We start from the raw sequence: 25,871 nt of genomic DNA on the forward strand, positions 1-25,871 counted from the left end.
TCGCCGTGGGCGCACTAAACAACAGGAGGCGCTCTGGTCGCGGCAAAATGTTTCGTTAAGTTTCCGGATTGTTCGTTCGCGAAAAATTACTGCGCGATTGGATCGGTAGTTAGGTTCGTTTGTGACGAAATACGGGCTTGCGGCAGACAAAAAAATGGCGCCCCGTGAGGGGGCGCCGGTGCGCAGGCGTTCAGGATTGCTGGCGGATCGCCTCGCGGTGGCGGCGGAACACCCACTTCTCCCACGCGTCGCGGGTCGAATCGTCGAACGACGCGCCGAGCCGGGCACGCACCAGCGTGCGGCCGTCCTCTTGGCTGGCGCTGACGGCAACCGGCAGGAACAGCGTCAGCGCCGAATCGGGGTTGGGGCTCAGCCTGAGCAGCGCGTCACCCATGCCCGCCGCCTCGTCCTGCAGCCAGACGATTTCAGCCAGCCCCAGCCGGCACGCGCGGCACGCCGGCGTTTCCGGGTGGCGGCCGAACAGCGCAAGCTCGAGCGCGAGGTCGAGCTTGGCTTCCAGCCGCAACAACTGCGGGTCGCCGCCGTCGCTGCCGGCCGGCGCGGCGGCCAGCACGCGCAGCGCAAGCCGCGTCTCGCGGGCGAGCTTGGGGCCGTACTCGCTGGTCGAGAGCAGCGCGAGCGGCAGCGCGTCGTCGAAGCTGACGGTGTCAAGCTGGGGCAGCATGGGCATCTCCTTTAAGCGTCGAACAGGCCGAGCACGCCCTCGAGGCCGACATGGTTGATCGCCACGGCGGCCTGTGCGCGCACCACCGGCTTGGCGTCGAAGGCGACGCCGAGGCCCGCCTCGGCGAGCATCATGAGGTCGTTGGCGCCGTCGCCCATGGCGATTACCTGTTGCGGGGCGAGGCCCAGCGCGTCGCGCGTGTCGATCAGCAGCCGGCGCTTGGCGGCGGCGTCGACGATGTCGCCCTTGACGCGGCCGGTCAGCCGGCCGCCCGCGACTTCCAACTCGTTGGCGTAAGCGTAGTCGAGGCCGAGCCTGGCTTTCAGCCGCTCGGTGAAGAAGGTGAAGCCGCCGGAGACCAGCATGAAGCGCACGCCGTGCGCGCGGCAGGCGGCGAGCAGCGTCTCGGCGCCGCGCGTCAGGCGCACCCGCTCGAGATAGACGCGCTCGAGCGCCGCTTCGCTGAGCCCCTCGAGCAGCGCGACGCGCGCGACCAGCGACTGCGCGAAGTCGAGTTCGCCCTGCATCGAGCGCTCGGTGATCGCGGCGACCTCAGGTTTCAGCCCGTGCATGTCGGCGATCTCGTCGATGCATTCGATGGTGATCAGCGTCGAATCCATGTCGGAGACGATCAGTCCGTAGTCGGCGAAACGCGCACCGTCGGCGACGCGTGCGATGTCGACGCCAAGGCCGGCGGCCAGCGCAGAGAGCGCCGGGGTGACGGCGTCCGGGCAAGGTGACAGCCGCGCGCGGCAAGGGCCGGTGCGCTGGGTGATTGCGGCGCCGCAGGCGGCGGCCAGTTGTTCGAGGGTGGCTTGTGGCAGGGCAGGCGCCTGCACGACGAGATGGTGGGGCATGCGGAGCTTGGGTTCGGGTAGACAGCACGGATTATGCCATGCGTAAACCCCGGCAACGTGCGCCTGTGCGTGTTTGCAACGCCGGCAGTGCCGCGCGGGCGGGATTTGCAGCGTCGCTGTCAGCTTTTGACTATGATCGTTGAATATCTTGAACAGCACTGGAAGCTTCCATTGCCTGCCCCGCGCCCCCTGTTTGCCGTGCTTAGCGGCTTGTTGCTCGGACTGATCGCCCTGACCGTCGCCGCCGCCTACGCGTCGCTGCTGTTCCAGGGCAAGGCGGCGCCTTACGCGGGCGTCGGCTTTTCCATCCTGCTGGTCGGCACCGCGATCGGCGCGGCCCTGGTCGCGCGGCTGAGCCACCAGGCGGGGCTGGTCACCGGCCCGGACGAGGCATCCACCATCGCGCTCGCCAGCCTGGTCGGCAGCCAGCTCGCCGCCTACCCCGCGCTGTCCGCCGAAGCGTCCGCGCTGACCGTCGCGCTGATGATGGCGCTCAGTGGCTTGCTGTCGGGCGCGCTGTTCTGGCTGGTCGGGCGCTTCCATCTGGGCCGGCTGGTCCGCTACCTGCCGTCTCCCGTGGTCAGCGGCTTTCTCGGTGGCACCGGGCTCTTGCTGTTGCTGGCCGGACTTGGGTTGGCCGCCGGGGTCGACGGGGTCAGCCTCGCTGCGCCCGAGCGCTGGCTTGCCCTGCTGGAGAAGCCCGCACAGCTCGCTTGCGCGGTGCTGCTCGGGCTGTGGCTGGTGTTTGGCGGCGGCCGCTTCGGCGGGCGATTCTTCCTGCCCCTGTCTCTGCTGCTGGCCGGCGGCGTATTTGTGCTGGGTGCGGCGCTCGGGCCGTGGCCGCTGGCGCAGTTGCAGACGGCCGGCTGGCTGTACCTGCCGCCGGTGGGTGGCGGCGGCGCAAGCGGGGTCTTGCTGGGCCAACTGGCAAGCGTCGATTGGGCGCTGCTGTCCGGGAGCCTGCCCGGGCTGCTGCTGGTCGCCCTGATTGCCCTGCTGGTGATGCTGCTGCAACTGAGCGCGCTCGAGCAGGCGCTCAAGCACGACGTCGAACACGACTTGGAACTGGTCGCGCAGGGCCAGGCCAACCTGCTGGGCGGCCTGTTCGGCTCCTTGCCGATGGTGCCATTTATCGGCGACACCCGGCTCAATATCGAGCTGGCCGGCCCCAACCGGATCGCCGCCGTCGTGGTGGCGCTGGTGTGCCTGGCCGGGGTGTTTGTTGGTGACGTGCTGATGGCGTGGCTGCCGGTGTTCTTGCTGTCCGGACTCTTGCTCTATTTCGGCGCCAGCCTGCTCGGTGACGCGGTGTCGCGCGCCCGTGCAGCCAGCCACGGCAGCGACCGCGCGATCATCGTGACCGTGCTGCTGGCGGTCAACCTGCTGGGCATCATGGAGGCGGCGTTGCTGGGCGTATGCGTGACGGCGGTGCTGTTCCTGCTCGACTACAGCCGGCTGGATGTGGTGCGCCAGCGCTACAACGCCCGCAACGCGCCCAGCCGCATCAGCCGGCCGCATGCCCAGCGCGCCTTGCTGGACGACCGGCCGGACTGGCTCGCAGTCTACGTGCTGGAAGGCTATCTGTTCTTCGGCGGCGTACAGCGCCTGTACGACCGGATCAAGGCGGAGCACGCCGCAGACGGGCCGCAAGTGCTGCTGTTCGACCTCAAGCATGTGCAGGGGATGGACGCGACGGCACTGGCGGTCTTTGAACGGCTGGCCGAGCGCATGCAGGGGGTGGGCGGGCTGATGCTGGTCAGCAGCGCGCGGCCGCAACTTGAGCGGCGCCTGCGTCCCTTGTCCGAGCTTGGGGTCGTGTTGGCCACGGATCTGGACTCTGCGGTCGAACAGGCCGAACGGCGGATGCTCGCCGGCATGGCTGCCAATTACGGGGACTGGGCCTGTGCCTTTGCGCCCTTGCTGGCTGAACTGGCCCCCTACCTTGAGACCCTGCAATTGCGGCAGAACGAGGCGCTGATCCGGCAGGACGGGAGCGCGCCCGGCTTGTGCTTCATCAAGGAGGGCAGCGTATCGGTCAGGCTGTTTGTCTCCGGGCAACATTCCTTGCGTTTGCGCCGCTTTGTCCGCGGCACCGTATTGGGCGAGATCAGCGTCTACACCGGCGGCAGCGCCAGCGCGACGGTATACGCCGACGAAGACACGCAGGTCTCGTACCTGACGGTTGCCGCGATTGCCAGGCTGGAGCAGGACAACCTGCCGCTGGCGCTGCGCCTGCACCGCACGGTCGCCGCCGTGATGGCCGAACGGCTGCAGGAAAGCAACCGCAGCCTGCAGCAGGCGACGGCCTGAGCGCCGGCTGCGCTTCACTTCATACGAATTCGAGCAGAACATGACCCTGAGCCTGCCCCTGATGATCGGCCTGTTGGCCTACGCGCTGTATATCCTGGCGTTCGCCGTCAAGAGCTTCCTGCTGCTGCGCGTGCTGATGATGTTCGCGCTGATCGCCGAATCGCTGTACATGGCGTTTCCCGACCCCGGCGAGCCCTTGTGGCTGGGCATCGTGTGCAACGTAATCATCTTCGCGACCAACGGCTGGCATATCGCCCTTTATCTGCGCGACCATTTCGGCTTTCGCCTGAACGAGGTCGAAGCCGCGCTGTACCGGCGGGTATTCGCCGCGCATTTCTCGCGGGTCGACTTCGTGCGGCTGCTGCGTGCGGCGGCCTGGCGCGAGTTCGCCGACGGCGAGACCTTGTTGCGCGAGGGCGAGCCGGTCCACGCGATGCTGCTGATCGAGGAGGGGTGCGCCGTGGTGTGTGCGGCGGGCCATGAAGTAGCCCGGCTGGGGCCAGGCTCGCTGCTGGGAGAAATGGCCTACCTGACCGAAGCGCCGGCGTCCGCCACGGTGACGGCTGCCGGTAGCTTGCGAACGCTCAGCCTGGAACACGACAAGCTGGAGGCGCTGATCAAGCGGCACCCCGAACTGGAAACGCCGCTGCAGTCGTTCATCGGCCACGACATGGTCGACAAGCTCAAGCGCCGCCACGCGCTGGCTAGCCAGGGGGCCTGATCTTCAGGCGTATAGCGTGGCCAGGCTGCCGGCGAGCAGGGCAAGCAAGGCCAGCAAGAAGAGCGCGAGGGTCAGCCTGAGTTGGCGGGTTTTGCGCTGGCGAATCACCGAGAGGCGGGCAAGTACCGTGTACAGTTCTTCCAGCCAATCAAGCTGGCTGCTGGCGGCGGCCCACTCTGCGGCGTTCGCCTGCGGCGGCACGAAGTAGCGCTGGCCGGAGCGGCTGGCGGTTTGCGGTGGGGGAATGCGCGGCACAATCACTGACAGCGCGCAAATGATGGTCAGGATAGCCAGCAGCACGAAGCCGTGTGCCCACGGCCCGGTGGCCGGCAGCGCGTCCAGCTTGACCAGCAGCACGCCGACGATGCCGCACAGGATCTGTGCCTTGGTGTCGATCGCGCGGATGGTGCTCTGGGTGTCGCCCACTGCGTGCAGCGCGCAGCCGATCGCCACGTGGCGCCCGTCGACATGCGGCGTGATGGCGATCATCGCGGCGTCCAGCGGCGGCAGGGTCACCTCGGTCGCGGGTGGCCCGGGCGGGCGGACGCCCGACAGCGGGCGGTGTCGGTTGAGGGTCTGCGTCATCGGGGGTTCTTCATTTTTCGCTGTGTTCGTGGACGCCGTCCCAGTCTGCGGCCGGCGGGTGGTGCAGGTAGTGCGCGCAGCGCGCCAGATAGTACGGGTAGAGGCCGTCGTCGGGCGCGGCAGCGGCCAGTGCCTGCAGGCGTTGCTGTGCGCCGGCAAAGTCGCGCGCGCGGTAGGCTTCGAGCGCGGCTTGCCATTCAGTTAGCCCGGCGGCGGCCTGGCTGCCCTCGGGCAGCGGCTGCCACGCGCTGACCGCCTCGCGCTTGCCCTTGACCCGCATGCGGTCGACTTCGCGCCAAATCATGTCCGGGCAGGCCGCGCGGGTGTCCGGCCCGCACAGGATGGGCACGCCGTACACCTTGGTCAGCCCCTCCAGCCGGGCGGCGAGGTTCACCGCGTCGCCCATCACCGTGTAGGCGCGGCGAAAGTCCGAGCCCATATTGCCGACGTTCATCCCGCCCGAATTGATGCCGACGCCGATGGCCAGGGGCGGCCAGCCGCGCGCGGCAAACGCGTCGTTCAGCGCGGCCATCCCGCCTGCCATCGCCAGCGCCGCCCCGACCGCGTGGCGCGCATGCTCGGCGTCGGCCAGCGGTGCGCCCCAGAACGCCATGATCGCGTCGCCGATGTATTTGTCGACCGTGCCGGACGCCGCCTGCACATGCGCGGTCTGCGCCGACAGGTAGCGGTTCATCAGCGCGGAGAGTTCGGTCGCCGGCAGCCCCTCGCTGATGCGCGTGAAGTCGCGCACGTCGGAAAACAGCACGCTCATCACCCGGTGCTCGCCCTGCATCTGCGCGAGGAAGCGCTGCGGCGCGTCGGCCATCTTCGCCACCAGCGCCGGCGGCACGTAGCTGCCGAAGGCGCCGGACAGCTCGCGCCGCTTGCGCGCCTCGCTGAAATAGCCCCAGCTCGCATTCAGCAGGTAGAGCAGCACGATCAGCGTCAAGGGCGCGGCCAGCGGTAGCGCCAGTTGCCGGTACTGCCAGGCGGCCAGGTTGGTGCCCACCAGCAAGGCGGCCAGCAGCGTGCTGGCCAGTGCCGCCTTCAGCGGGGAGAGTAGCGGCAGCAGCAGCGCCAGCGTGCCGCCGAGCACCAGCAACAGCAGCGCCTCGGCCGGCGCGTTGTCCGGCTGGCGGTACAGGCGCTTGTCCAGTGCCGCCGCGATCACATTGGCGTGGATTTCCACCCCCGGATAGACGGCGGATAGCGGCGTCGCACGCAGGTCCATCAGCCCCGGCGCGCTGGCGCCGACCAACACGATGCGCCCAGCCAGTTCGGCGGGCGTCACCTCGCGCGCGAGCACCCGTTCTGCCGAGATATAAGGAAAGCTGCCGCGCGCGCCGCGGTAGGGAATCAGCAGGCTGCCATCGGCACCCAGCGGCAGCCGCCAGTCGCCGATCGACACCGCGTCCATCCGCCCCCCCGCGTCGAACTCGGGCAGCAGCGGCATGTCGCCGGCGAGCCGGCGCAGCATTGCCAGCGACAGGCTGTCGTAGAGCTGGCCCCGGTAGGCGAGCAGGGCCGGCAGCCGGCGGTTGACGCCGTCGGCGTCGGCCAGCGCGTTGAAGTGGCCGGCGTGGCCGGCCGCCTGTTGCAACTGCGGCAGGTTGGCGCCGAAGCCGCCGGCCGCCACCGGTGCGACACCATTGGCGAGCGCCTGCTCGAACACCGGTTCGGGCAATTGCCCGCCGTGGCGCGCCGCGCCGTCGCTGGTGTCGAAGTAGTAGCCGAGCACCACCGGCGCGCGGCGCACGCTGTCGGCGAGGCGCCGGTCGTGGTCGTCGCCGGCGGCCAGTTGCCGCAATTCGGGCAGCAGTGCCGGAAAGCGTGCGCCGAGTGTGGGCAGCCAGTCGTTGCTCGCGCGGTGTTCCGGTTCGGCAAACACCGCGTCAAAGCCGATGGCGCTGACCCGGTAATGCCCGGCCAGCGTGTCGACCAACGCCGCCACCGTCTGCCGCGGCCACGGCCATTGCCCCAGCCGCGCCAGACTCGCCTCGTCGATGTCGACGATCACCACCCGCGGGTCGACCCCGCCCGGCGCGGTCAGCGCGAGCCGGCTGTCGTGCAGCCAGCCCTCCAGCCGAGCCAGCCCGGGCAGCGCCAGCACACCCAGTGCGCCGAGTACAAACGGCAGGCACAGCAGCCACGCTGCGAAGATGCGCCGCGCGTGGCGGCGTAATAGCGGGCTTATTGCTGGCAAATCTGCACGCCTTGTTCGCGCCGCCGCAACTCCTCATCCTCGACGGTGCGGCTTTCTTGCGTAGGCTGGATGAAGCCCTGCGCCAGTTGCACCACCTCTTGCGTATTGCCGCGCTGCAAGATCGAACCCGCCTGGCTGCCCTCGCCCGGCGGTTTGACGGGCGGTGTGACCGGTGGCGTAACCGGCGGCGTGACTGGAGGAGTGACCGGCGGTGTCGTGGTTCCCGTCCAGGCCAGCTGGTAGTTGCCGCCGCTGGAGGCAGCGGTGGCGCCGCCGGGCAGGCTGCTATTGGCAAACGCGCCGCTCAGGCTGCCGGCGCTGATCAGCGCAAAGACGTCGGTGGTGCCGGTAGCCGGGGCGTAGCTGCCGGTGATGATGTTGTGGGTGCCCGCCAGCGCCGCGTTGCCGCCGACGCTGATGGTGTCGAACTGGCCTGCGCTGTTTCCCATGACCTCGCTGTTGATGACCGAGCCCGCGCCCAGCGTCAGGTCGCCGTTTACCCGCAGGCTGCCCGGGGAGAAGCCCGGCGCCAGCGTCGCGTTGCCGACTTGCAGGTTGCCGGTGACGGTACCGCTACCGGCGAGCGTGCCGCCGGCCAGGTTGGCGTTGCTCGTCAGGGTGGCAGCGGCGCCGCTGCTGCCCAGCGTGGTCAACCCGCTCTCCTGCATATAGCCGCTGTCGAAGCGGACATTGCCGTTCAGCGTAGTCTGCCCGGCGTTGACGAAGGCCGGCGCGAAAAGGGTACCGTCGGCGAAGCGGGCGTTGCCCTGGTTGCGGACGGCGGCCGTGCCGCTGTAGCTGGCGGCCGAGCTGAACACGGCGAGGCCGTTTTGCAGGGTCGTGGCGCTGTTGAAGGCCTGGTTGCCGCCGGCAAAGGTCAGCGTGCCGCCGCCCAGTTCGAACACGCCGCCGCGCTGGCCGCCGCCGTTGATCGCGAGGCTGCTGCCGCTATTCATGTAGAGGCCGCCGGGCAGGTCGATGGCGTTGCCACCGGCGTCCAGCGTGGCGTTGCCGCTGACCGTGAGCATGCCCAGCCAGTTCTGCGCCGCCGAGGTCTTCAGCGTGCCGGCGAGCAGCCAGCTCGCACCCGACTTCAGCTCGAAGCCCAGGCTCGCGAAGCTCAGGTCGTTGCCGGACACGCTGAACAGGCCGCCGCCGCCCGACAGCGTGCCGAGTGTCGCCGCCGAGCCGCTGCCGTACACGCTGAACATGCCGGCGCTCAGGTCGAAGCCGGTGGCGAGGCCTGCGTTGGCGACGCTGTAGCCGGCCGCCGTCACCACATTGTTGCCGTCGCGGGCGATGGTCAGCAGCGGCGCGTCGCTCAGGAAGGCGCCCTGCGCCAGTTGCAGCAGGTAGCTGCCGTCGGCCGCGGCCACCGCCTGGCCGACCACCTGCCCGCCCGAGATCAGCTGTACGGTCTGCCCGCCGCCGCCGGCGAGCTTGCCCGATACCAGTTGCGGCGCCGTGGTGAACTGCCACTTCAGATAGGGCGTGCCCTTGCCGTCGACGATGCCCCAGGTATTGGCAAAGTCGAAGCCGGCGTACCCCGCCTGCTGCTTCAGCTGGGAGTCGGCGAGCATCGTGCTGTTGCTGCTGGCGCTTCCCAAAGTGTCGCCGACCGCCTGCGCCTGCCCGGCAGACGCCGCGTGCCAGTAACTGTCGCTCAGGCTGCCGAAGTTTCTGCCGACCAGCGCGCCCTGGTACCCGCCTGCAGTCTTGATGCGCGCCGTCGAATAGCTGCCGCCGATGGTGCCATCGTTGTAGCCGGCCAGCCCGCCGCTGATGGCGTTGCCGGCGCTGGCGCCATTTTCCAGGCTGCCCTGGCTGTAGCTATTGATGAGTGTGCCGCCTGTGGCGTTGTGGCCGGCGATGCCGCCTTGCATGCTGGCACTCTTGATGCTGACCAGCGCGCCTGCCTCGCGGATGGTGCCGCCGTTGTAGCCGGCGATGCCGCCGACCACCGGGTAACTGTAGGGCCAGTAGTTCCCTGAGTCGGACAGGGTGCCGCTGACCGAGACCCGCTCCAGCGTGCCACGGTTGGCGCCGGCGATGCCGCCGCTCTCTGCCTTGTTATTTGTCTTGATCGAGACGTTGGCCAGGCGCAGGTCGTGCACCCGGCTGCCGCTACCCACGCTGCCGAACAGGCCGGTTGACAGGGTGATGTCGTGCTCGATCGACAAATTGCCCAGCGTATGGCCGGCCCCGTCAAAGTCGGCGCCATTAAAGTGCGGGATGCTGAAGTTTTTCAGCGCCGAGAGGTCGAGGTCGGCACCGAGGCGGAAGCGGGTGCCGGTGTCGCCGGCGAAGCCGAGCACGGCCTTGAGCCTGTCGACGCTGTCGATCACGAAGTAGCCATCGGCGGTGGCCGGCCCGAAATAGTCGCCCGCCGCCAGCACACCGTCGGCCGCCCAGTCGGTGTACTGCTTGTCGTACAGCGCGCCGGCGGTCACCACCTTGTTGCCGTTGATCGTCACCTTATCGACGTTGTAGTGGCTGTCGGTCGCCAGCGTAGCAGTGCCGGCCTGGCCGCCGACCAGAGCGCCGGCCACGGCCCCCGCCTGGGTATTGAGCGAGCCTTCGAAGCGGCTGCCAGTCAGCGCGCCGCCCGGGCCCAGATAGCCGACCAGCCCGCCGACCTGGTCGTCGCCGCTGACCTTGCCGGAAGCCGCGCTGCCGCTGATGGTAGGGGTGGCGCTGCTGGAGTAAGCCCAGCTGGCACCGACCAGCCCGCCGACATGGCTGCGGCCGGTTACGTCGCCACCCGCAGCGCTGCCCGCGATGCTGCCAGTGTTGTAGCCGACCAGCCCTCCTGTATTTTTGTTGCCGCTGACGGTGTCGCCCGCCTCGCTGTTGCTGATGCTGCCAGCGTTGTAGCCGACCAGCCCCCCTATATTTTCGATGCCCCCCACGTAGCCGCTGGTGCGGCTGTTGCTGATGCTGCCAGTGTTGTAGCCGACCAGCCCGCCGACGTCATTCCAGCTGGAGACGTAGCTATCAGCCTTGCTGTTGCTGATGCTGCCAGTGTTGAAGCCCACCAGCCCGCCGACGCGATTCCCCCACCAGTTGGTGCTGACGTAGCCGTGCGCTTCGCTGCCGCGGATGCTGGCGGAGTTCTGCCCGACCAACCCGCCGGCGTTGTCATGGCCACTGACGTTGCCGCTGGCGACGCTGGTTTCGATCAGCGCGTCGTTTCCGTTGTAGCCGACCAGCCCTCCTACGTAGTTGCCGGTGCTACTGACCTTGCCGCTGGCGTTGCTGGCGCTGATGCGGGCCGCCGCGCCGCTGTTGAACCCGACGAGGCCACCAACGAAGCTGCCGATGCTGTCGAAGCTGCTGCTGTCGACGCTGGCGTCGGAGAGGCTGGCGCTGATCACGCCTTCGTTGCCGCCGACCAGGCCGCCGATGGTGTAGCCCTTGACGCTGCCGTGGCTGACGCCGGCGTCAACGCGGCCGGTTGTGGTGTTGATGCCAACTAGGCCGCCACTGCTGCCGAAGACACTGCCACTGCCGCTGACGGTGAGGGTGCCGGCCGCTTCGCTGGCCTGGATGCTGCCGCGGTTCTCGCCCGCCAGCAGTCCGTTGAAGCCCGAGTAGTAGCCGGCGACACTGGCGCTCGCCAGCTTGAGGTTGGCGAGGCTGCCCTCGTTGAGGCCGACCCAGCCGGTGCGCCCGCCGAAGTCCTGCGCGACGTTGAGGTTGGCCAGGGTAAAGCCGGCGCCTTCGAAGCGCCCCTTGAAGTAAGGCAGGAAGAAGCCGGCGTCACCGTTCAGGTCGAGGTTATTGGTGAGGGTGAAGCTGTAGCCGGTGTCGGCGAAGCCGAGCAGGTCGCGCAGGCCCTGCAGCGAGCCGATTTTGTATCCACCGTTGCCGTCGGCGGCGAGGGTAGTACCGTATTTGGTGATGTCGAGCTTGCGGTTGCCATCGAGCCAGGCCTGATACTGGCTGCCGTACAGCGCACCGCGGGTGAACACGCGCAACTGCCCGTTAAGGGTGACCGCGTCGGCGTTGTAGAAGCTGTTGCGCAGGATACCTGTGTCGGCCTGCCCGCCGACCAGACCACCCAGCCAGCCGCCGGTGGTGAGGCTGGCGTGGCCGTTGAAGGTGCTGTTCTCCAGCGTGCCTGTGTTGCTGCCGATCAGCCCGCCGACCTGGTCTTTGCCGACCACCTTGCCGGAGGCGGTGCCGCCGCTGACGCTGGCGCTGGTGAGAGTATTTGCGCCGACCAATCCGCCGACGGAGGAGTAGCCGCTGACGTCGCCGCTGGCGCTGCTATCGTTGATGCTGGCGTTGCCTTGATAGGCATTATTATTGCCGACCAGCCCGCCGACGTCAGACGAGCCGCTGACCTTGCCGCGAGCCTCGCTACTGCGGATGCTGGCGTTGTAGTTGTACCCGACGAGGCCGCCGACGGTGCTGCTGCCGTTGACGTCGCCGCTGGCGACGCTGGTTTCGATCAGCGCGTCGTTTTCGTTACTGCCGACCAGCCCTCCTACGTTATTGTATACGTAGTAGTCGGTGCTACTGACCTTGCCGCTGGCGTTGCTGGCGCTGATGCGGGCCGCCGCGCCGCTGTTGAGCCCGACGAGGCCACCAACGTTGCTGCCGGTGCTGTCGACGCTGGCGTCGGAGCGGCTGGCGCTGATCTGGCCCTGATTGCGGCCGACCAGGGCGCCGGTATTGCTACCTGCCACCACCTTGCCGCTGACGCGCACGTTGTCGATCACGCTGCTGCTGCTGGTGCGGTTGGCCAGCGCGCCGGTGTCGACCGCAGTGCGGTTGATGTTGACGTTGGCCAGCGTCAGGTTTTGCAGCCGGCCGGCGTTGCTGTCGAACAGCGCTGCCTGCTGGCCGCTGAGGGTATGCCCCAGGCCGTCGAACACGCTACCGGCGGCAAGCCCCGAGCGGCTGGTGAAGCCGGCGGCGAAGGTGAAGTCGTCGCCGAGTGCGAAAAAGCCGCTGTCGGTGCTGCCCGACGACACGGGCTTGAGCGCGGCGCCCAGTTCGGCCTGGTTGCGGATCAGCTTGTAGCCTTGGCCTGCGATGGTGAGGCGGGCGTTGGCGCCGGTCAGGGTGACCTTGCCGTTTGCGCCCAGCGTATGCCGCCCGCCGCTGCCGGGGGTGAGCACCAGGCCGGCGAGCGCCCCGCTCGCGCTGATGGCGCTGTTGATGCCGATATTGCGCTGGGCCTCCAGCGTCAGCGTGGTGTCGGCGCTCCAGGCCACCGTGTCGTTGATCAGCACGTCGCCGTTGCCTGTCCCGCTGGCGACAGCCTGCAACCTGACATTGTTCTGCCCGAGCTGGGTCGACAGTTGGCTGCCGGTGAGATTGCCGCCGCTCTCGGCCACCACGAAGTCGGTCGGGTCGATCAGCCACTCGCCGGTCTTGCCTTGCGGCGCGCGGGTGTCGACGTTGACGCCGGCAAGGTTCACCTGCGCGCCCGAGGTCTCGATAAAGCCGCCGTCGCCGCCTTGCGCGCCGCCGCGGGCGCTCAGGCTGCCGTGCACGGCGGCGTTGCCGGTTGCGAGCAGTTCGATGCGCCCGCCGCTGCCTGTGCCCTGGCCGTCGGCGTTGAGGCTGGCGCCGGCGTCCACCGTGATGGCGTCCGCGCGCAGCACGATCTTGCCGCCGTCGCCGACTTCGGCGCGGGTGGCGCTGATCTGCCCGCCGTGGCGGATCTGCGCGGCGAACAGGGCCACCGCGCCGCTGGCCGCCTCAATGCGCCCCAGGTTGAGCACGGCGTTGTCCGGCGCGCGCAGCGCGAAGCGCAGCTCGGGGTTGGCCAGGTCGACCAGTTCCACGCTCTGCCCGGCGGCGAGTACCACGTTGCCCTGTTCGCTCCTGATCACGCCGCTGTTGGTGAGCGTCGGCGCGATCAGCGCGATGTCGCCGCGCACTTCCAGCAAGCCGGGGTTGTCGATGGCGCCGCCCGGCCCGCCGAACTTGAGGCGGCCGGCCAGAAAGTCGGCGTCGCTGATATTGAGCGTGGAGGCGACAAAGCCTGCGGTGTCGATGCGCGCGCCGGCGCCGAACACCACGCCGTTGGGGTTGATCAGGAACACCCGCCCGTTTGACTGCAGCGTGCCCAACAGGCGGCTGGGGTCGGCGCCGGTGACCCGGTTGAGGATGGCGCTGCCGGCCGAGGGCAGCGCCATGTTGACCGTCTGGCCGGCGCCGATGCCGAACTGCTGCCAGTTGACGATGGCGCGGTTGCTTGCCGAGTGGACGTTCAGCACGTTGGCCGAGGGCACCGTCACGCTGACGTTGCCGGCGACCACGCTGTGGCCGGAGGGCAGCGCGTGGGCCTGGCCAAAGGCGGCGGCCAGCGCCAGCGCGAGGGTATGGGGGCGGAAGCGGGGCGAATGGGGCATGGGGCCTCCTTCAGAAACGGGCGCTGGCCAGCAGGTGGGCGCGCCAGGTGCCGGCTTGGGTGGCGGGGCTGTCCTTGAGCGGGCAGGCCAGGTCGAGCGAGAGGCCGAAGGCCGGGTGCGGCTGCCAGCGCAGGCCTGCGCCGAGCGAGGCGAGCGTGTTGCCGGCCGCCTCGCCCGGCTGCACGTCGACGCGGCGCACCGTGCCCGCGTCGGCAAACGCGAGCGCCCTGAGCGAGTCGGCCAGGGGCGGCGTCCATACTTCGAAGGTGGCGAGCAGGCCGCGCTCGCCGGCGACTTCGCGCTCCTCGTAGCCGCGCACGCTCTGGCTGCCACCCAGCCCGAACTGCTCGCCCGGGATCAGCGCGTCGTCGCTGTACTGCCCCTGCAGGCGGCCCGAGAGCGCCCAGTTGCGCGGCAGGCTGGCGTTGGCGTTGAGGTTGGCGTGCCAGGCCTGCCAGTGGCGCGTCGCGCCCTGACGGTTGGCCGCGTAGTGCGCATCGTCGTTGTCCGGCCCGCCGGGCAGGTTGCGGGTGAAGTCGAACGAGCTGCTCACCTGACCGCTTGCGTCGCGCCATTCGCCGTTCCACGAGAGCGACAGCGGGCGGGCGCCGACGTCGCTGCCCAGGTTGTCGTCGCCGAACATCACCCGGTTGGTGAAGAACTTGCTGTCGAGGCCCAGGCCGAGGCTTTGCCGCAACTTGCCGCTGCCCAGCAGGTGGCGTGTCGCGCGCACGCCGTAGAAGTGGCCCTGGCCTGCCACGTCGAAAAAGCCGCCGACGGTGCCGGAGTCGACATTCGAGTACACGGCGTAGGCGGACAGGTCGGTGGCGAGCGCGTACAGCGGCAGTTTCCACGCGGCGCCCGCCTGCGAGACGTCGCGGTGGTGCCGGTCGGGGCTGGTGGTGTACGAGGCGGTGAGCTGCTGGTCGCTGTCGCCCAGCCGCGACGCCTGCGCGCCGACCGACAGCCGCCATTTGCCGGTTTCCCGGTTGCCGTTGTTCTGCAGCGACGCGAACGCGAGCCATGGCTTTTCGTCCTCGACGCCGACCTTCACGTCGATCGCCTCGCGCTCGCGGCTTTCGGACAGGGTGAGTACCGCGCGGTGCGCCGGGTGGTCGTTGAACTGGGCGAGGTTGCGCGCGAGCGCGCGGGTGTCGGGTGGTTGCCCGGTTTGCAGGGTGGGCAGTGCGGCGCGGATGGTGGGCGTCGGGAAATGCTGGTTGCCGCTGACGCTGATCTCGCCCACCGGCAGCATCGCAAGTGTCAGGCGCACCGTACCATCCAGCGTCTGCGGCGGCAGCACCACCCGGTAAAAGCCGTGGCCGCGAGCGGCCAGTTCGCCTTGCAAGGCGGCGGCGGCTTGCTGCAGGCGGCCGATGTCTTGGTTGTCGCCGGTAAACGGGGCGAGTACGCGCTGGGTGTCGGCGGCCGGCAAGGGGTTGTCGCCGTCGACCTGATAGGCGGCGACGGCAAAGCGCGGTTCGACCGTGGCGGCAAGCGCCGGCGGCAGCACCAGCGCGAGCAGCAGGGGCAGCGTCTTCATCGGCAGTCTCAGCGTATCGTGCATTGGGCGGGAGCCTCGATCAGGCTGGCGCGCAACTGGGCGCGCAGTTGCAGGCGGGTCTGGACTTCATCGAACTCGTCCGGCAGCGGGGTGTCGTCGTCGGCCATGAAGGCGGGGACGGCGGGCAGTTTCTCGGGTACCGAGCCGGCCAGATCGGCGTAGCCGGCCTCGCCCGGGGCGAGCGCCACTTCGCCACCGCCTTGTGCGAGCGCGACGCGGCCGCTGCGCACCCAGCTGTAGAGGCCCGGCCGCGCCGTCTGGTCGACGTCGTCGTAGTTGCCGGGGACGGCGTCCGGCCGCGGCAGCGTGTCCTCCTGCATGAAGGCAGGCACGCGCGGCAGGTAGTCGCTGGCACCGTTGCCGACGTTGACGGCCAGCGCCTGCCCGACGCTCACCGGTACGCGGTAAGGGCCGGTGGCCACTTCGATCGTGCCTTGCCAGGTATGCGCGAACAGGCGGCTGCCTTCGGCCGGCATGTCGCGCCCGCGTGCGCCGGATTGGGCAGGTGGCGCCTCGGCGCCGAGCGCGCTGGTGTCTGCGCAGGCGGCGCGGCAGTTGAGGTCGAAGCCGGTGCCGCGGATGCCGATCACGGCGGTGGCGGCATGGACCTTGTACGCCTGCGGGTTGGCCTTGCCGATCGCGCCGGTGACGATGCGCGCGGCGCCGTCGACCAGCCTGAGCGCGGCCTGCCCGCCCTGGCCCTTGGCGTAACGCCATTCCTTGACCGAGAAGCGGGTGTTGGGGCCGAGGCTGGCGCGGCTGCCGTCGGCGAAGGCCAGCACGGCAATTGACGCCGCGCCGGTGCTTACCGTATCGCCTTCGGCGACGGCGCCGCCTTTCACCAGTACCCGGCCGCCGGCGCTGACCTGACCCTTGATGAGCAGCGCACGGGCGGCGGGGTTGGGCAGCGGGTCCTGGCAGCTTTTGTCACCGTCGCACAGCCGGGCGTCGAAAGAGGTGCCACGGATGCCCAGCGTCGCGGTCGCCGTCTGGTACTTGACCGCGTCGGGCCTGAGTTTGGCGATGGCGCCGGAGACACTGCGGATGCCGCCGGCGGCCAGCGTCTGCAGGGTGCCGTCTTCGCGGTAGCGGTCGATGGTCAGCCGGCTGGCCGGGCGCAGGGTGTTGCGGGCGCCGTCGATGTACTCGATGACGGCAAAGCCCTTGGCGTCGGTGCTGACGGTGTCGCCTTCGTCGATCGGGCTACCCTTGCCGACGATGCGCAAGGCACTGCCGGCTTGCTGGGCGGTGACAGTGCCCTGGCTGAACAGGATCTTGCCGGCCTGTGTGGCGGCCAGCGCGGGGCCGGCCAGGCCGAGCAGGCACAGGCCGGTGAGTAGCGGCCTGGTGAGGCGGTACGTTTCCAAGAAGAACCTCCGCGATGAAATCCAAAATGCATTTCTGACTATGGATTTTCGACGGAAGGCCGGAATTACTTCAAATGAAATATTAAAAACGCCGCGTCCGGGCGGACGCGGCGTTGCCAAATTGCGACGAAAACAATGGTTTTTGGGTCAATCTGCCGTGTTCAGGCGCTTGAGCAGCGCGTGCGCGACCGCTTCGCTCGACGCCGGGTTCTGCCCGGTGATCAGCGGGCCATCCTCGACCACGTGCACGCCCCAGTCGTCGCCCTTGCTGTAGTGCGCGCCCAGCGCCTTCAGTTCGTCCTCGAGCAGGAAGGGGACGACGTGGGTGAGGCCGACCGCTTCCTCTTCGCTATCGGAAAAGCCGGTGACCTTGCGGCCGCTCACCAGCAGCTTGCCGTCAGGACCGCGCGCGTGCAGCAGCACGGCCGGTGCGTGGCAGACGGCGGCGACCGGCTTGCCCTGCGCGGCGAAGGCCTCGATCAACAGGCGCGACGCCTCGTTGTTGGTCAGGTCCCACAGCGGGCCGTGGCCGCCCGGGTAAAACACCGCGTCGAAGTCGCCGGCCTCGACTTCCTTCAGCGTCAGCGTATGCGCGAGCTTGTCCTTGAGCGCGGCGTCGCCGTTGAAGCGCACGGTGGCCGGGGTCTGCGACTCGGGCAGCGCGCTTTTCGGGTCGATCGGCGGCTGCAGGCCGAGCGGCGAGGCGAGCGTGATGTCGACACCGGCGTCCGCGAGCGCGTAGTAGGGGGCGGCGAATTCCTCGATCCAGAAGCCGGTGCGGTGGCCGGTGTCGCCGAGCTTGTCGTGGCTGGTCAAAACGAACAGGACGCGTTTCATCGGTCTTTCCCTCGGGTTGGCAAAAATCAGGCAGGCAGGGCCGGGTAGTCGGTGTAGCCGTGCGCGTCGCCGCCGTACAGGGTGCGCGCGTCAAGCGGGTTCAGTTCGGCACCGAGCTTAAGCCGCTTTGGCAGGTCGGGGTTGGCGATAAAGGCACGGCCGAAGGCGACCGCGTCGATATGGCCTGCTTCCAGCATCTGGCGGGCTTTTTCGCCAGTGTAGCCGCCGGCGCCGATAATGCATCCTGTATAAGTTGCGCGCATGGCTTGGCGGAACGCCTCCGGCCACGCCGGCCCGCCGGCCCAGTCCGGCTCGGACAGGTGCAGGTAGGCCAGCTTGCGTTTCGACAGTTCGCGCGCCAGATAGAGCGCCATGTCTTCCTGGCCGACGTCGGACAGGCCGTTGAACACGCCCAGCGGCGAGATGCGCACGCCGACGCGCCCGCTCGTCCATTCGGCGCACACGGCGTCGACCACTTCGAGCAGCAGCCGCGCGCGGTTCTCGATACTGCCGCCGTAGGCGTCGGTACGCTGGTTGGCCTCGGGCGACAGGAACTGGTTGAGCAGGTAGCCGTGCGCGGCGTGGATTTCGACGAGGTCGAAGCCGGCACGCTCCGCGCGGTCGGTCGCTTGGCGGTAGTCGTCGACGATGTCGGCCAGCTCGGCGGTCTCCAGCGCACGCGGCGCGCTGCACGGCAGGCGCTCGAGCGCGCCGTCGGCCATGCGCACGGTGGTGCGGCTGTCGGCGGTGAGCGCGGAGGGCGCGACCGGCGCCTGACCGTCCGGTTGCACGCTGGTGTGCGAGATGCGGCCGGTGTGCCACAGCTGGATCGCCATTAGCCCGCCGGCCTGATGGACGGCCTGGTTGATGTCGCGCCAAGCGGCGACCTGCGCTTCGTCGTAGAGGCCGGGGGCGCCGGCGTAGCCCTTGGCGGTGGGCGAGATATGGACGCCTTCGCTGATGATCAGCCCGGCCGAGGCGCGCTGCACGTAGTAGTCGCGGGCGAGGGCGGTCGGCAGGTCGCCCGGCTCGGTATTGCGCAGGCGGGTCAGCGGCGCCATCAGCACGCGGTTGCTCAGGACGAGCTCGCCGATGGCGAGCGGGGACATCAGTGTCGGGGCTGTCATGCAAACTCCTGTATTAGACCGTTCGTCTAGCTGCTAGGTAAAAATCGCCCGCGTTTGCGGGCGCAAGGGAGGGTTCAGGCGAGCAGGGCGCGGGTCGCTTGCAGCGCCCTGGCCAGTGGGGCGTGGCTGCGCGACACCTTGGCCAGCAGCGAGGCGCCCAGCCAGCGCGCGTACAGCTGCTCGGCAAGTTCCGCCGCGGGCGCGCAGAGGGCAAGCGAGCCGTCGGCCTGCGCCGCGCCGATCGCGCGGGCGATCTCGGCGACGATGCCCTGCATCGCGGTGTCCAGCGCGACGCGCATCGGCTCGGAGTAGTCGGCCACTTCGGCGGCGAGCTTGACCGCGAGGCAGGTGTGCAGCTGCGGGTCGCATTCGGCGGCCGCGAGCCAGCGCTCGAAGTAGGCGATCAGCCGCGCGCGGCTGTCGCCCAGCGTGTCGTCGGCGAACAGCGCGGCGAGATGCTGGCGGTAAATGGCGAAGTAGTGTTCGATCAGTGCCTCGCCGAACGCGTCTTTCGAGTCGAAGTAATGGTAGAACGAGCCCTTGGGCACGCCCGCAGAGGCGAGCAGTTCGGTCAGTCCGAGGGCGGTGAAGCCCTTGTGGCGGACCAGTTGCTCGCCGGTGGCGAGGATATGGGCGCGGGTATCGGGAAAGCTGCTGGGTCTGGGCATGTCCGGTAATGTAATAGACCGGTCGTCTAATTTCAAGAGCATGGCGGGCGTGACGCTGGCGAGGCCACCGTCTTACAATAGCGGCGAACCATAAGAGGCCGACTGCGCCACCACACCCGTTGGAGAACCCGCATGACCCGCATCCGCCAGGAAGACTTCATCCAGAGCATCGCCGACGCCTTCCAGTACATTTCCTACTACCACCCGAAGGACTTCATCGACGCGCTGTACCAGGCGTACCTGAAGGAAGAGAGCCCGGCGGCCAAGGACGCGATGGCGCAGATCCTGGTCAACAGCCGCATGTGCGCCGAAGGCCACCGCCCGATCTGCCAGGATACCGGCATCGCGGTGGTGTTCCTCAAGGTGGGCATGAACGTGCAGTGGGACGCGACACTGTCGGTGCAGGAAATGGTCAACGAGGGTGTGCGCCGCGCCTACCTCGACCCGCACAACACGCTGCGCGCGTCGGTGCTGCTCGACCCGGCCGGCAAGCGCCAGAACAGCAAGGACAACACGCCGGCCGTCGTCCACTACGAGATCGTCGAAGGTGACGACGTCGAGGTGATATGCGCGGCCAAGGGCGGTGGCTCGGAGAACAAGTCGAAATTTGTCGCGCTCAACCCGTCCGACTCCATCGTCGACTGGGTGCTGAAGACGGTGCCGACCATGGGCGCAGGCTGGTGTCCGCCGGGCATCCTCGGCATCGGCATCGGCGGCACGCCGGAGAAGGCGATGCTGCTGGCCAAGGAAAGCCTGATGGGCCCGGTCGACATCCACCTGGTGAAGGAAAAGGCCGCGCGCGGCGAGGAACTGACCCGGGTCGAGGCGCTGCGCCTCGAACTCCTGGAAAAGATCAACGCGCTGGGCATCGGCGCGCAGGGGCTGGGTGGCCTCACCACCGTGCTCGACGTGAAGATTCTCGACTACCCGACCCACGCGGCGAGCCTGCCGGTGGCGATGATCCCGAACTGCGCGGCGACCCGCCACGTGCACTTCCACCTGGACGGCAGCGGCCCGGCCAGGCTCGAGGCGCCCAGCCTGGAAGACTGGCCGCAGATCGAGTACGGCAACGCCGGCGGCCGCCGCGTCGACCTCGACACCGTCACCCGCGAGGAGGTCGAGAGCTGGAAGCCGGGCGAAGTGCTGCTCTTGAACGGCAAGATGCTGACCGGCCGCGACGCCGCGCACAAGCGCATCGTCGACATGCTGAACAAGGGCGAGACGCTGCCGGTCGACCTCTCCGGCCGCTTCATCTACTACGTCGGCCCGGTCGACCCGGTCGGCGACGAGGTGGTCGGCCCGGCCGGCCCCACCACCGCGACGCGGATGGACAAGTTCACCGAGCAGGTGCTGGCCGAGACCGGCCTGTTGGGCATGATCGGCAAGGCCGAGCGCGGTCCGGCGGCGATCGAGGCGATCAAGCAGCACAAGTCGGTCTATCTGATGGCGGTCGGCGGCTCGGCCTACCTGGTCTCCAAGGCGATCAAGGGCGCGCAGGTGGTCGGCTTCGCCGACCTGGGCATGGAGGCGATCTATGAATTCGAGGTCAAGGACATGCCGGTGACGGTGGCGGTCGACAGCCAGGGCTCGGCCGTGCACCAGAGCGGCCCGGCCGAGTGGCGCGTGAAGATCGGCAAGATCCCGGTCAGCGCCGCATAAGGCAGGCCAGACACGCAAAAGGCCGGGGTTGTCCCCGGCCTTTTTGCTGCCTTGCCGTGCCTTAGCTTGCCAGCGCGGCGACGCGGGCGGTGATCAGGTCGACCGCCGGGTCGTTGCTGCCGTGCGGCAGGATCACGTCGGCGAAGCGTTTGGTCGGCTCGACAAACTGGTTGTGCATCGGGCGCACGGTCGCCATGTACTGCTCGATCACGTTGTGCATGGTGCGGCCGCGTTCGGCGATGTCGCGCTCGAGGCGGCGGATGAAGCGCACGTCGCCGTCGGTGTCGACGAAGATCTTCAGCGACATCATGTCGCGCAAGGCCTGGTCGTACAGCGCGAAGATCCCCTCGATCACGATCACCGGGCCGGTGACGACGGTCTCGGTCTGGCTCGCGCGGGTGTGCTGCGAGAAGTCGTACAGGGGCATCTCGATCGGCACGCCGTTTTTCAGGTCGTCGATATGCTGGATCAGGAGCGGCCAGTCGAACGCGTGCGGGTGGTCGTAGTTGGTCGACAGGCGCTGCTCGAAGGTCAGGTGGCTCTGGTCGCGGTAGTAGTTGTCCTGGATGATCACCGCCGCCTTGTCGGCGCCGATGGTCTCGACCACCTTGCGGGTAACCGTGGTCTTGCCGCTGCCGCTGCCGCCGGCGACACCGATGATGAAAGGTTTGCTCATGGCCACCCCCACAAAGAAAAGCGGGCTAATTTAGCAAAGTCTGATGCTCAAGGAAAGCGTCAGGCCTCGGCCGCCGCCTGGGCTTCGGCGAGGGCCGCGTCGTGCCACGCCTGCATCGCCGGCAGGGCGCGCAATTGCGCGGCGTATTCGGCCGCTTCTCCGTCGAGCGTCACGCCGTAGGTCTCGAAGCGGAACACGATGGGCGCGAACATCGCGTCGGCAATCCCGAAGCGGCCGAACAGGAAGGGGCCGGCCTCGCGGTGTGCCGCGCGCAGCGACTGCCACAGCTGGGTGATGCGTTCGATGTCGGCGCGGGCCGCCTCGTCGGGTTCGATCACATGGCGCTGGCCGCAGTCGAAGCCCATCTGCTGGCGCAGCGCGGCAAAGCCCGAGTGCATCTCGGCGCTGACCGCGCGCGCGAGCGCGCGCTCCTGAGCTTCGCGTGGCCACAGGCCCGCGGCCGGGTAGCACTCGGCGAGGTACTCGCAGATCGCCAGCGAGTCCCAGATCTTCAGGTGGTGGTCGATCAGGAGCGGCACCTTGCCGGTCGGGCTGTACTGCAGGATGCGCTCGCGGGTATCGCTCTGGTAGAGCCGGACCTGCACCTCCTCGAACGGCTCTTCCAGCATCTTCAGCACGAGCCAGGGCCTGAGCGACCACGAGGAATAGCGTTTGTCTCCAATCACGAGCCGGAACATGGCGGCCTCTCCTGTTTGCGGGAATTTATGCATTCTAGGATAAAAGCGGCCGTCAAGGTTTCGTCTTGCTGGCAGACAACAAAGCCGACAAGGGTTGTCGGCGCGAAAAAAAGCCGGCCTGCACCCTTGTGCGGCCGGCGCGCGTGGCGTGGCGCTACTACTCGGCCTCGTCTATCCACGCCTGCTGGATCGCTTCGAGGACCTTCTCGCCGCCGCGGGCGTGGTCGTCGTCGAAGCCGGGCAGGCCGACCACCTTGTTGTGCAGGTCGGTAAAGCGGATCGTTTTCGGGTCGACCTCGGGGTAACGGTCGTAGAGTTCGGCGGCGATCGCGTGAATGTCGGTCCACTTCATGGGGCGTCCTCGTCTCGGTCTCAGTGGTGTTCGCGGGCGTGGTTGATCGTGTAGCGCGGGATCTCGACGACGAGGTCGGCGCCGTCGACGATCGCCTGGCACGACAGGCGCGAGTCGGGCTCGAGCCCCCACGCCTTGTCGAGCATGTCTTCCTCGAGTTCGTCCGCCTCGTTCAGCGATTCGGCACCCTCGCGCACGACGACGTGGCAGGTCGTGCACGCGCACGACATCTCGCACGCGTGTTCGATCTCGATGCCATGCTCGAGCAGGGTCTGGCAGATGCTCTGGCCGGACGGGGCGTCGTCGATCACGGTGCCATCGGGGCAGAGTTCGGCGTGCGGCAGCACGATGATGCGGGGCATGTTCTTCCTTACAGTTCTGCGATGTTGTGGCCCTTGAGGGCGCGCTGGATATTGCGGTCCATGCGCCGCTCGGCGAAGGGGTCGGTCGCGCGGCTGAGCGCGGCGGTCGCCTCGTTGACGGCACGGGTGTTCTCGCCGGCGGCGGCACGCTCGGCGGCTTCGAGCGCGGCGTCGACATCCGCGCGCTCGCGCTCGTCGAGCAGGTCGCCGTCGCTCGCGAGCGCGGCGCGGGTCGCCTCGATCAGGCTTTCGGCGTCGACGACCGCCTCGCGCAGCTTGCGCGCCTGGATGTCGTCCTGCACGTTGGCCAGCGAGTCGGCCAGCATGGTGCTGATTGCCTCGTCGGTCAGCCCGTACGAGGGCTTGATCTGGATCGACGCTTCAACGCCGGTGGCCTGCTCGCGGGCGGATACCGACAGCAGCCCGTCGGCGTCGATCTGGAAGGTGATGCGGATGCGCGCGGCGCCGGCGACCATCGGCGGGATGCCGGAGAGCACGAAGCGGCCGAGCGAGCGGCAGTCGGCGACCAGCTCGCGCTCGCCCTGCAGCACGTGGATGCTCATCGCCGTCTGGCCGTCCTTGAAGGTGGTGAACTCCTGCGCGCGCGCCACCGGCAAGGTGGTGTTGCGCGGGATGATCTTCTCGGTTAGCCCGCCCATGGTCTCCAGCCCCAGCGACAGCGGGTTGACGTCGAGCAGCAACCAGTCGTCGCCGGCCTTGTTGCCGGCGAGCACATTGGCCTGGATCGCCGCGCCCAGCGCGACGACCTTGTCCGGGTCGAGGTTGGTCAGCGGCGGCTGGCCGAAGAAGTCGCCGACCGCCTTCTGGATCGCCGGGATGCGCGTCGCGCCGCCGACCATCACCACGCCGCGGATGTCGGTGCGCTCGATGCGCGCGTCGCGCAGCGCCTTGCGCATCGGTAGCATGGTCTTGTCGACCAGGGTGCGGGTGATCTGGTTGAAGGTCTCCAGCGTCAGCGTGAGGTCGACCGCCTGCCCGTCGGTGAGGATGGCGGTGATGCGCACGCTGGTGTGGTCGGTCAGGCGTTCCTTCGCCTCGCGGGCGCGGGTCAGCAACAATCGGGTGTCCTGCGCGGACAGTCCGGACAGCCCGGACTCTGCGAGCAGCCAGCAGTAAATTCGGTGGTCGAAGTCGTCGCCGCCGAGCGACGCATCGCCGCTGGTGGAGAGCACCTCGAACACGCCGCGGGTCAGGCGCAGGATGGAGACGTCGAGCGTGCCGCCGCCCAGGTCGTATACCGCGTAAGTGCCCTCGGCACCGTTGTCCAGTCCGTAGGCGATCGCGGCGGCGGTCGGCTCGTTCAAGAGGCGCAGCACGGAGAGACCGGCGAGCCTTGCCGCGTCCTTGGTCGCCTGGCGTTGCGCGTCGTCGAAGTAGGCGGGCACGGTGATCACCACGCCGGTCAGCTCGCCGCCCAGGCTTGCCTCGGCGCGCGCGCGCAGCGCCTTGAGGATCTCGGCCGACACTTCGACCGGGCTCTTGCAGCCGGAGCGGGTCTGTACGCCGACCATGCCCGGCGCGTCGACGAAGCGGTAGGGCAGCGTCGGCGCCTCGCTGATGTCGGCGAGGCTGCGTCCCATGAAGCGCTTGGCCGACACGATGGTATTGTGCGGGTCGTTGCTCTGTTCGGCCTGCGCGGCGTAGCCGACGGAGACGCCGCCGTCTTCCAAGTAGCGGACGACCGACGGCAGCAGGCTGTGCCCTTCGCTGTCGGGCAGTACGGTGGCGCTGCCGCTGCGCACGGTGGCGACCAGCGAGTTGGTGGTGCCAAGGTCGATGCCGGCGGCAAGGCGGTGCTGATGGGGTGCGGCGGACAGGCCGGGTTCGGCGATTTGCAAGAGGGCCATGGATTCGGGTCTTTGTCGTCGGGCACGCGCGCGCGCCCGGTCGTTGTCAGTACAGCAACGCTTCGATGGCGTCGCCGGTTTCCTGCTCGATCTTCTCCAGGAAGCGCAATTTTCGCACCAGGAGCGCACCTTCTTCCAGTTCACCGCGCGTATCGATCGCGTCTTCGAGCGCGGCCTCGAGTTCGCGGGTGTCGGTGCGGATCTCGGAGAGCAGCGCCTCGAGCGCGTCGATGTCGCTCGCCTCGCGAGCGGCCTCCAGCGTCTCGCGCCACGCGAGCTGCGCCATCAGGAAGTCGACCGGCATCCGCGTGTTGGTCTCTTCCTGGGTGTCGACCCCGGAGAGCTTGAGCAGGTAGCGTGCGCGGTTGACCGGCTTTTTCAGCGTCTGGTACGCCTCGTTGACACGGGTTGCCCGCATCAGCGCATCGCGGCGTTCGGCGTCCGGGGCGCTGGCGAAGCGGTCGGGGTGGACCTCGGCGGCCAGCGCGCGCCAGGCGGTGTCGAGGGTGGCCGCGTCGATCGCGTAGCGGCGCGGCAGCGCGAACAGCGCGAAGAAGTCCTGCTTCAGGTCAAGGTTCATGGCGGGGCGGTCCGGACGGGAAAGGGCCGGGCGGCGGACCGCCCGGCGACGGGGCTGCTCAGACGTGGAAGCTTTCGCCGCAGCCGCACTCGTTCTTGACGTTCGGGTTGTTGAACTTGAAGCCTTCGTTCAGGCCTTCCTTGACGAAGTCGAGCTCGGTGCCGTCAAGATAAGCTAGGCTTTTGGTGTCGGTGAACACGGTGACCCCGAAACTCTCGAAGGTGAGGTCGCTCTCGTCGACAACGTCGACGAACTCGAGCTTGTACGCCATGCCCGAACAGCCGGACGTCTTGACGCCCAGACGGACGCCCAGGCCCTTGCCGCGCTTGGCAAGGAAGTTGCGTACATGGTTGGCGGCGGCTTCGCTCAGGGTGATGGCCATGC

General features: G+C 68.6%; 20 protein-coding genes. 3 read left to right on the forward strand and 17 right to left on the reverse strand.

The annotated features are described in order from the left end of the window. Nucleotides 1-190: 190 nt before the first annotated feature. Together E5K04_RS09160 and serB are read right to left on the reverse strand one after the other, a co-directional pair. Nucleotides 191-685, reverse strand: coding sequence for a PilZ domain-containing protein (locus tag E5K04_RS09160; RefSeq protein WP_235844321.1), 495 nt, complete (start codon nucleotides 683-685; stop codon nucleotides 191-193). An 11-nt stretch (nucleotides 686-696) separates the two neighbouring features. Then, a complete protein-coding gene (serB, locus tag E5K04_RS09165) occupies nucleotides 697-1,542 on the reverse strand; it encodes a phosphoserine phosphatase SerB (protein WP_136553274.1) in 846 nt (281 codons plus the stop codon). A gap of 171 nt (nucleotides 1,543-1,713) precedes the next feature. Here serB and E5K04_RS09170 point away from each other — a divergent pair, with 171 nt between their 5' ends. Continuing rightward, on the forward strand, nucleotides 1,714-3,852 hold the full coding sequence (locus E5K04_RS09170) for a SulP family inorganic anion transporter (protein ID WP_168929196.1): 2,139 nt from the start codon (nucleotides 1,714-1,716) through the stop codon (nucleotides 3,850-3,852). Between the two features lie 40 nt (nucleotides 3,853-3,892). Beyond that, nucleotides 3,893-4,573, forward strand: coding sequence for a Crp/Fnr family transcriptional regulator (locus E5K04_RS09175; protein WP_136553278.1), 681 nt, complete (start codon nucleotides 3,893-3,895; stop codon nucleotides 4,571-4,573). Between the two features lie 3 nt (nucleotides 4,574-4,576). Here E5K04_RS09175 and E5K04_RS09180 read toward each other — a convergent pair whose 3' ends face one another. The 8 genes from E5K04_RS09180 to E5K04_RS09215 form a co-directional block, all read right to left on the reverse strand. Beyond that, entirely contained in the window at nucleotides 4,577-5,158 is a 582-nt protein-coding gene (locus E5K04_RS09180) for a Pycsar system effector family protein (protein WP_136553280.1), read from the reverse strand. Nucleotides 5,159-5,168: 10 nt separating this feature from the next. Then, nucleotides 5,169-7,361 (reverse strand): CHASE2 domain-containing protein, encoded by a 2,193-nt coding sequence (locus E5K04_RS09185; protein WP_136553282.1) that lies wholly within the window; start codon nucleotides 7,359-7,361, stop codon nucleotides 5,169-5,171. Further along, the gene (locus E5K04_RS09190; RefSeq protein ID WP_136553284.1) at nucleotides 7,349-13,729 is read right to left on the reverse strand and encodes a GLUG motif-containing protein; all 6,381 of its coding nucleotides are present in this window, start codon (nucleotides 13,727-13,729) and stop codon (nucleotides 7,349-7,351) included. The genes E5K04_RS09185 and E5K04_RS09190 overlap by 13 nt, the downstream gene beginning before the upstream one ends. A 10-nt stretch (nucleotides 13,730-13,739) precedes the next feature. Further along, nucleotides 13,740-15,296, reverse strand: a complete 1,557-nt coding sequence (locus tag E5K04_RS09195; protein WP_136553286.1) for a ShlB/FhaC/HecB family hemolysin secretion/activation protein — start codon at nucleotides 15,294-15,296, stop codon at nucleotides 13,740-13,742. Continuing rightward, nucleotides 15,281-16,660 (reverse strand): FecR family protein, encoded by a 1,380-nt coding sequence (locus E5K04_RS09200; RefSeq protein WP_168929198.1) that lies wholly within the window; start codon nucleotides 16,658-16,660, stop codon nucleotides 15,281-15,283. The genes E5K04_RS09195 and E5K04_RS09200 overlap by 16 nt, the downstream gene beginning before the upstream one ends. Nucleotides 16,661-16,807: 147 nt before the next feature. Then, on the reverse strand, nucleotides 16,808-17,497 hold the full coding sequence (locus E5K04_RS09205) for a type 1 glutamine amidotransferase domain-containing protein (RefSeq protein ID WP_136553290.1): 690 nt from the start codon (nucleotides 17,495-17,497) through the stop codon (nucleotides 16,808-16,810). Between the two features lie 26 nt (nucleotides 17,498-17,523). Continuing rightward, nucleotides 17,524-18,624, reverse strand: coding sequence for an N-ethylmaleimide reductase (gene nemA, locus E5K04_RS09210; RefSeq protein ID WP_136553292.1), 1,101 nt, complete (start codon nucleotides 18,622-18,624; stop codon nucleotides 17,524-17,526). A 74-nt stretch (nucleotides 18,625-18,698) separates the two neighbouring features. Next, nucleotides 18,699-19,292 (reverse strand): TetR/AcrR family transcriptional regulator, encoded by a 594-nt coding sequence (locus E5K04_RS09215; protein ID WP_136553294.1) that lies wholly within the window; start codon nucleotides 19,290-19,292, stop codon nucleotides 18,699-18,701. Nucleotides 19,293-19,424: 132 nt separating this feature from the next. Here E5K04_RS09215 and E5K04_RS09220 point away from each other — a divergent pair, with 132 nt between their 5' ends. Beyond that, nucleotides 19,425-20,951, forward strand: a complete 1,527-nt coding sequence (locus E5K04_RS09220; RefSeq protein WP_136553297.1) for a fumarate hydratase — start codon at nucleotides 19,425-19,427, stop codon at nucleotides 20,949-20,951. Nucleotides 20,952-21,012: 61 nt separating this feature from the next. Here E5K04_RS09220 and udk read toward each other — a convergent pair whose 3' ends face one another. The 7 genes from udk to iscA all read right to left on the reverse strand — a co-directional run bounded on the left by udk (nucleotide 21,013) and on the right by iscA (nucleotide 25,869). After that, complete coding sequence (gene udk / locus E5K04_RS09225) at nucleotides 21,013-21,627, reverse strand: uridine kinase (RefSeq protein WP_136553299.1); 615 nt, start codon at nucleotides 21,625-21,627, stop codon at nucleotides 21,013-21,015. 59 nt (nucleotides 21,628-21,686) lie between these two features. Further along, nucleotides 21,687-22,325 carry a glutathione S-transferase family protein gene (locus E5K04_RS09230; protein ID WP_136553301.1) on the reverse strand — a complete coding sequence of 213 codons (639 nt, stop codon included), beginning with the start codon at nucleotides 22,323-22,325 and terminating at the stop codon, nucleotides 21,687-21,689. Nucleotides 22,326-22,482: 157 nt separating this feature from the next. Then, a complete protein-coding gene (gene iscX / locus E5K04_RS09235) occupies nucleotides 22,483-22,677 on the reverse strand; it encodes a Fe-S cluster assembly protein IscX (protein WP_136553303.1) in 195 nt (64 codons plus the stop codon). Between the two features lie 20 nt (nucleotides 22,678-22,697). After that, the gene (gene fdx, locus E5K04_RS09240; RefSeq protein WP_136553305.1) at nucleotides 22,698-23,039 is read right to left on the reverse strand and encodes an ISC system 2Fe-2S type ferredoxin; all 342 of its coding nucleotides are present in this window, start codon (nucleotides 23,037-23,039) and stop codon (nucleotides 22,698-22,700) included. 8 nt (nucleotides 23,040-23,047) lie between these two features. Then, nucleotides 23,048-24,907, reverse strand: coding sequence for a Fe-S protein assembly chaperone HscA (hscA, locus tag E5K04_RS09245; protein ID WP_136553307.1), 1,860 nt, complete (start codon nucleotides 24,905-24,907; stop codon nucleotides 23,048-23,050). Between the two features lie 46 nt (nucleotides 24,908-24,953). Further along, nucleotides 24,954-25,487, reverse strand: coding sequence for a Fe-S protein assembly co-chaperone HscB (gene hscB / locus E5K04_RS09250; protein WP_136553309.1), 534 nt, complete (start codon nucleotides 25,485-25,487; stop codon nucleotides 24,954-24,956). A gap of 58 nt (nucleotides 25,488-25,545) precedes the next feature. Then, nucleotides 25,546-25,869, reverse strand: a complete 324-nt coding sequence (gene iscA, locus E5K04_RS09255) for an iron-sulfur cluster assembly protein IscA (RefSeq protein WP_136553311.1) — start codon at nucleotides 25,867-25,869, stop codon at nucleotides 25,546-25,548. Nucleotides 25,870-25,871: the final 2 nt, after the last annotated feature.

It is taken from the genome of Crenobacter intestini, from assembly GCF_004919095.1.
GTDB classification, from domain to species: Bacteria; Pseudomonadota; Gammaproteobacteria; order Burkholderiales; family Chromobacteriaceae; genus Craterilacuibacter; species Craterilacuibacter intestini.

Bases quoted from the DNA above. Each gene is read 5' to 3' on its own strand.
- E5K04_RS09220 (WP_136553297.1), top strand. From the start codon at position 19,425: ATGACCCGCATCCGCCAGGAAGACTTCATCCAGAGCATCGCCGACGCC.
- iscX (WP_136553303.1), bottom strand. From the start codon at position 22,677: ATGAAGTGGACCGACATTCACGCGATCGCCGCCGAACTCTACGACCGT.
- E5K04_RS09205 (WP_136553290.1), bottom strand. From the start codon at position 17,497: ATGAAACGCGTCCTGTTCGTTTTGACCAGCCACGACAAGCTCGGCGAC.
- E5K04_RS09160 (WP_235844321.1), bottom strand. From the start codon at position 685: ATGCTGCCCCAGCTTGACACCGTCAGCTTCGACGACGCGCTGCCGCTC.
- E5K04_RS09230 (WP_136553301.1), bottom strand. From the start codon at position 22,325: ATGTTCCGGCTCGTGATTGGAGACAAACGCTATTCCTCGTGGTCGCTC.
- udk (WP_136553299.1), bottom strand. From the start codon at position 21,627: ATGAGCAAACCTTTCATCATCGGTGTCGCCGGCGGCAGCGGCAGCGGC.
- hscA (WP_136553307.1), bottom strand. From the start codon at position 24,907: ATGGCCCTCTTGCAAATCGCCGAACCCGGCCTGTCCGCCGCACCCCAT.
- nemA (WP_136553292.1), bottom strand. From the start codon at position 18,624: ATGACAGCCCCGACACTGATGTCCCCGCTCGCCATCGGCGAGCTCGTC.
- E5K04_RS09175 (WP_136553278.1), top strand. From the start codon at position 3,893: ATGACCCTGAGCCTGCCCCTGATGATCGGCCTGTTGGCCTACGCGCTG.
- E5K04_RS09180 (WP_136553280.1), bottom strand. From the start codon at position 5,158: ATGACGCAGACCCTCAACCGACACCGCCCGCTGTCGGGCGTCCGCCCG.
- E5K04_RS09195 (WP_136553286.1), bottom strand. From the start codon at position 15,296: ATGCACGATACGCTGAGACTGCCGATGAAGACGCTGCCCCTGCTGCTC.
- serB (WP_136553274.1), bottom strand. From the start codon at position 1,542: ATGCCCCACCATCTCGTCGTGCAGGCGCCTGCCCTGCCACAAGCCACC.
- iscA (WP_136553311.1), bottom strand. From the start codon at position 25,869: ATGGCCATCACCCTGAGCGAAGCCGCCGCCAACCATGTACGCAACTTC.
- hscB (WP_136553309.1), bottom strand. From the start codon at position 25,487: ATGAACCTTGACCTGAAGCAGGACTTCTTCGCGCTGTTCGCGCTGCCG.
- E5K04_RS09190 (WP_136553284.1), bottom strand. From the start codon at position 13,729: ATGCCCCATTCGCCCCGCTTCCGCCCCCATACCCTCGCGCTGGCGCTG.
- E5K04_RS09215 (WP_136553294.1), bottom strand. From the start codon at position 19,292: ATGCCCAGACCCAGCAGCTTTCCCGATACCCGCGCCCATATCCTCGCC.
- fdx (WP_136553305.1), bottom strand. From the start codon at position 23,039: ATGCCCCGCATCATCGTGCTGCCGCACGCCGAACTCTGCCCCGATGGC.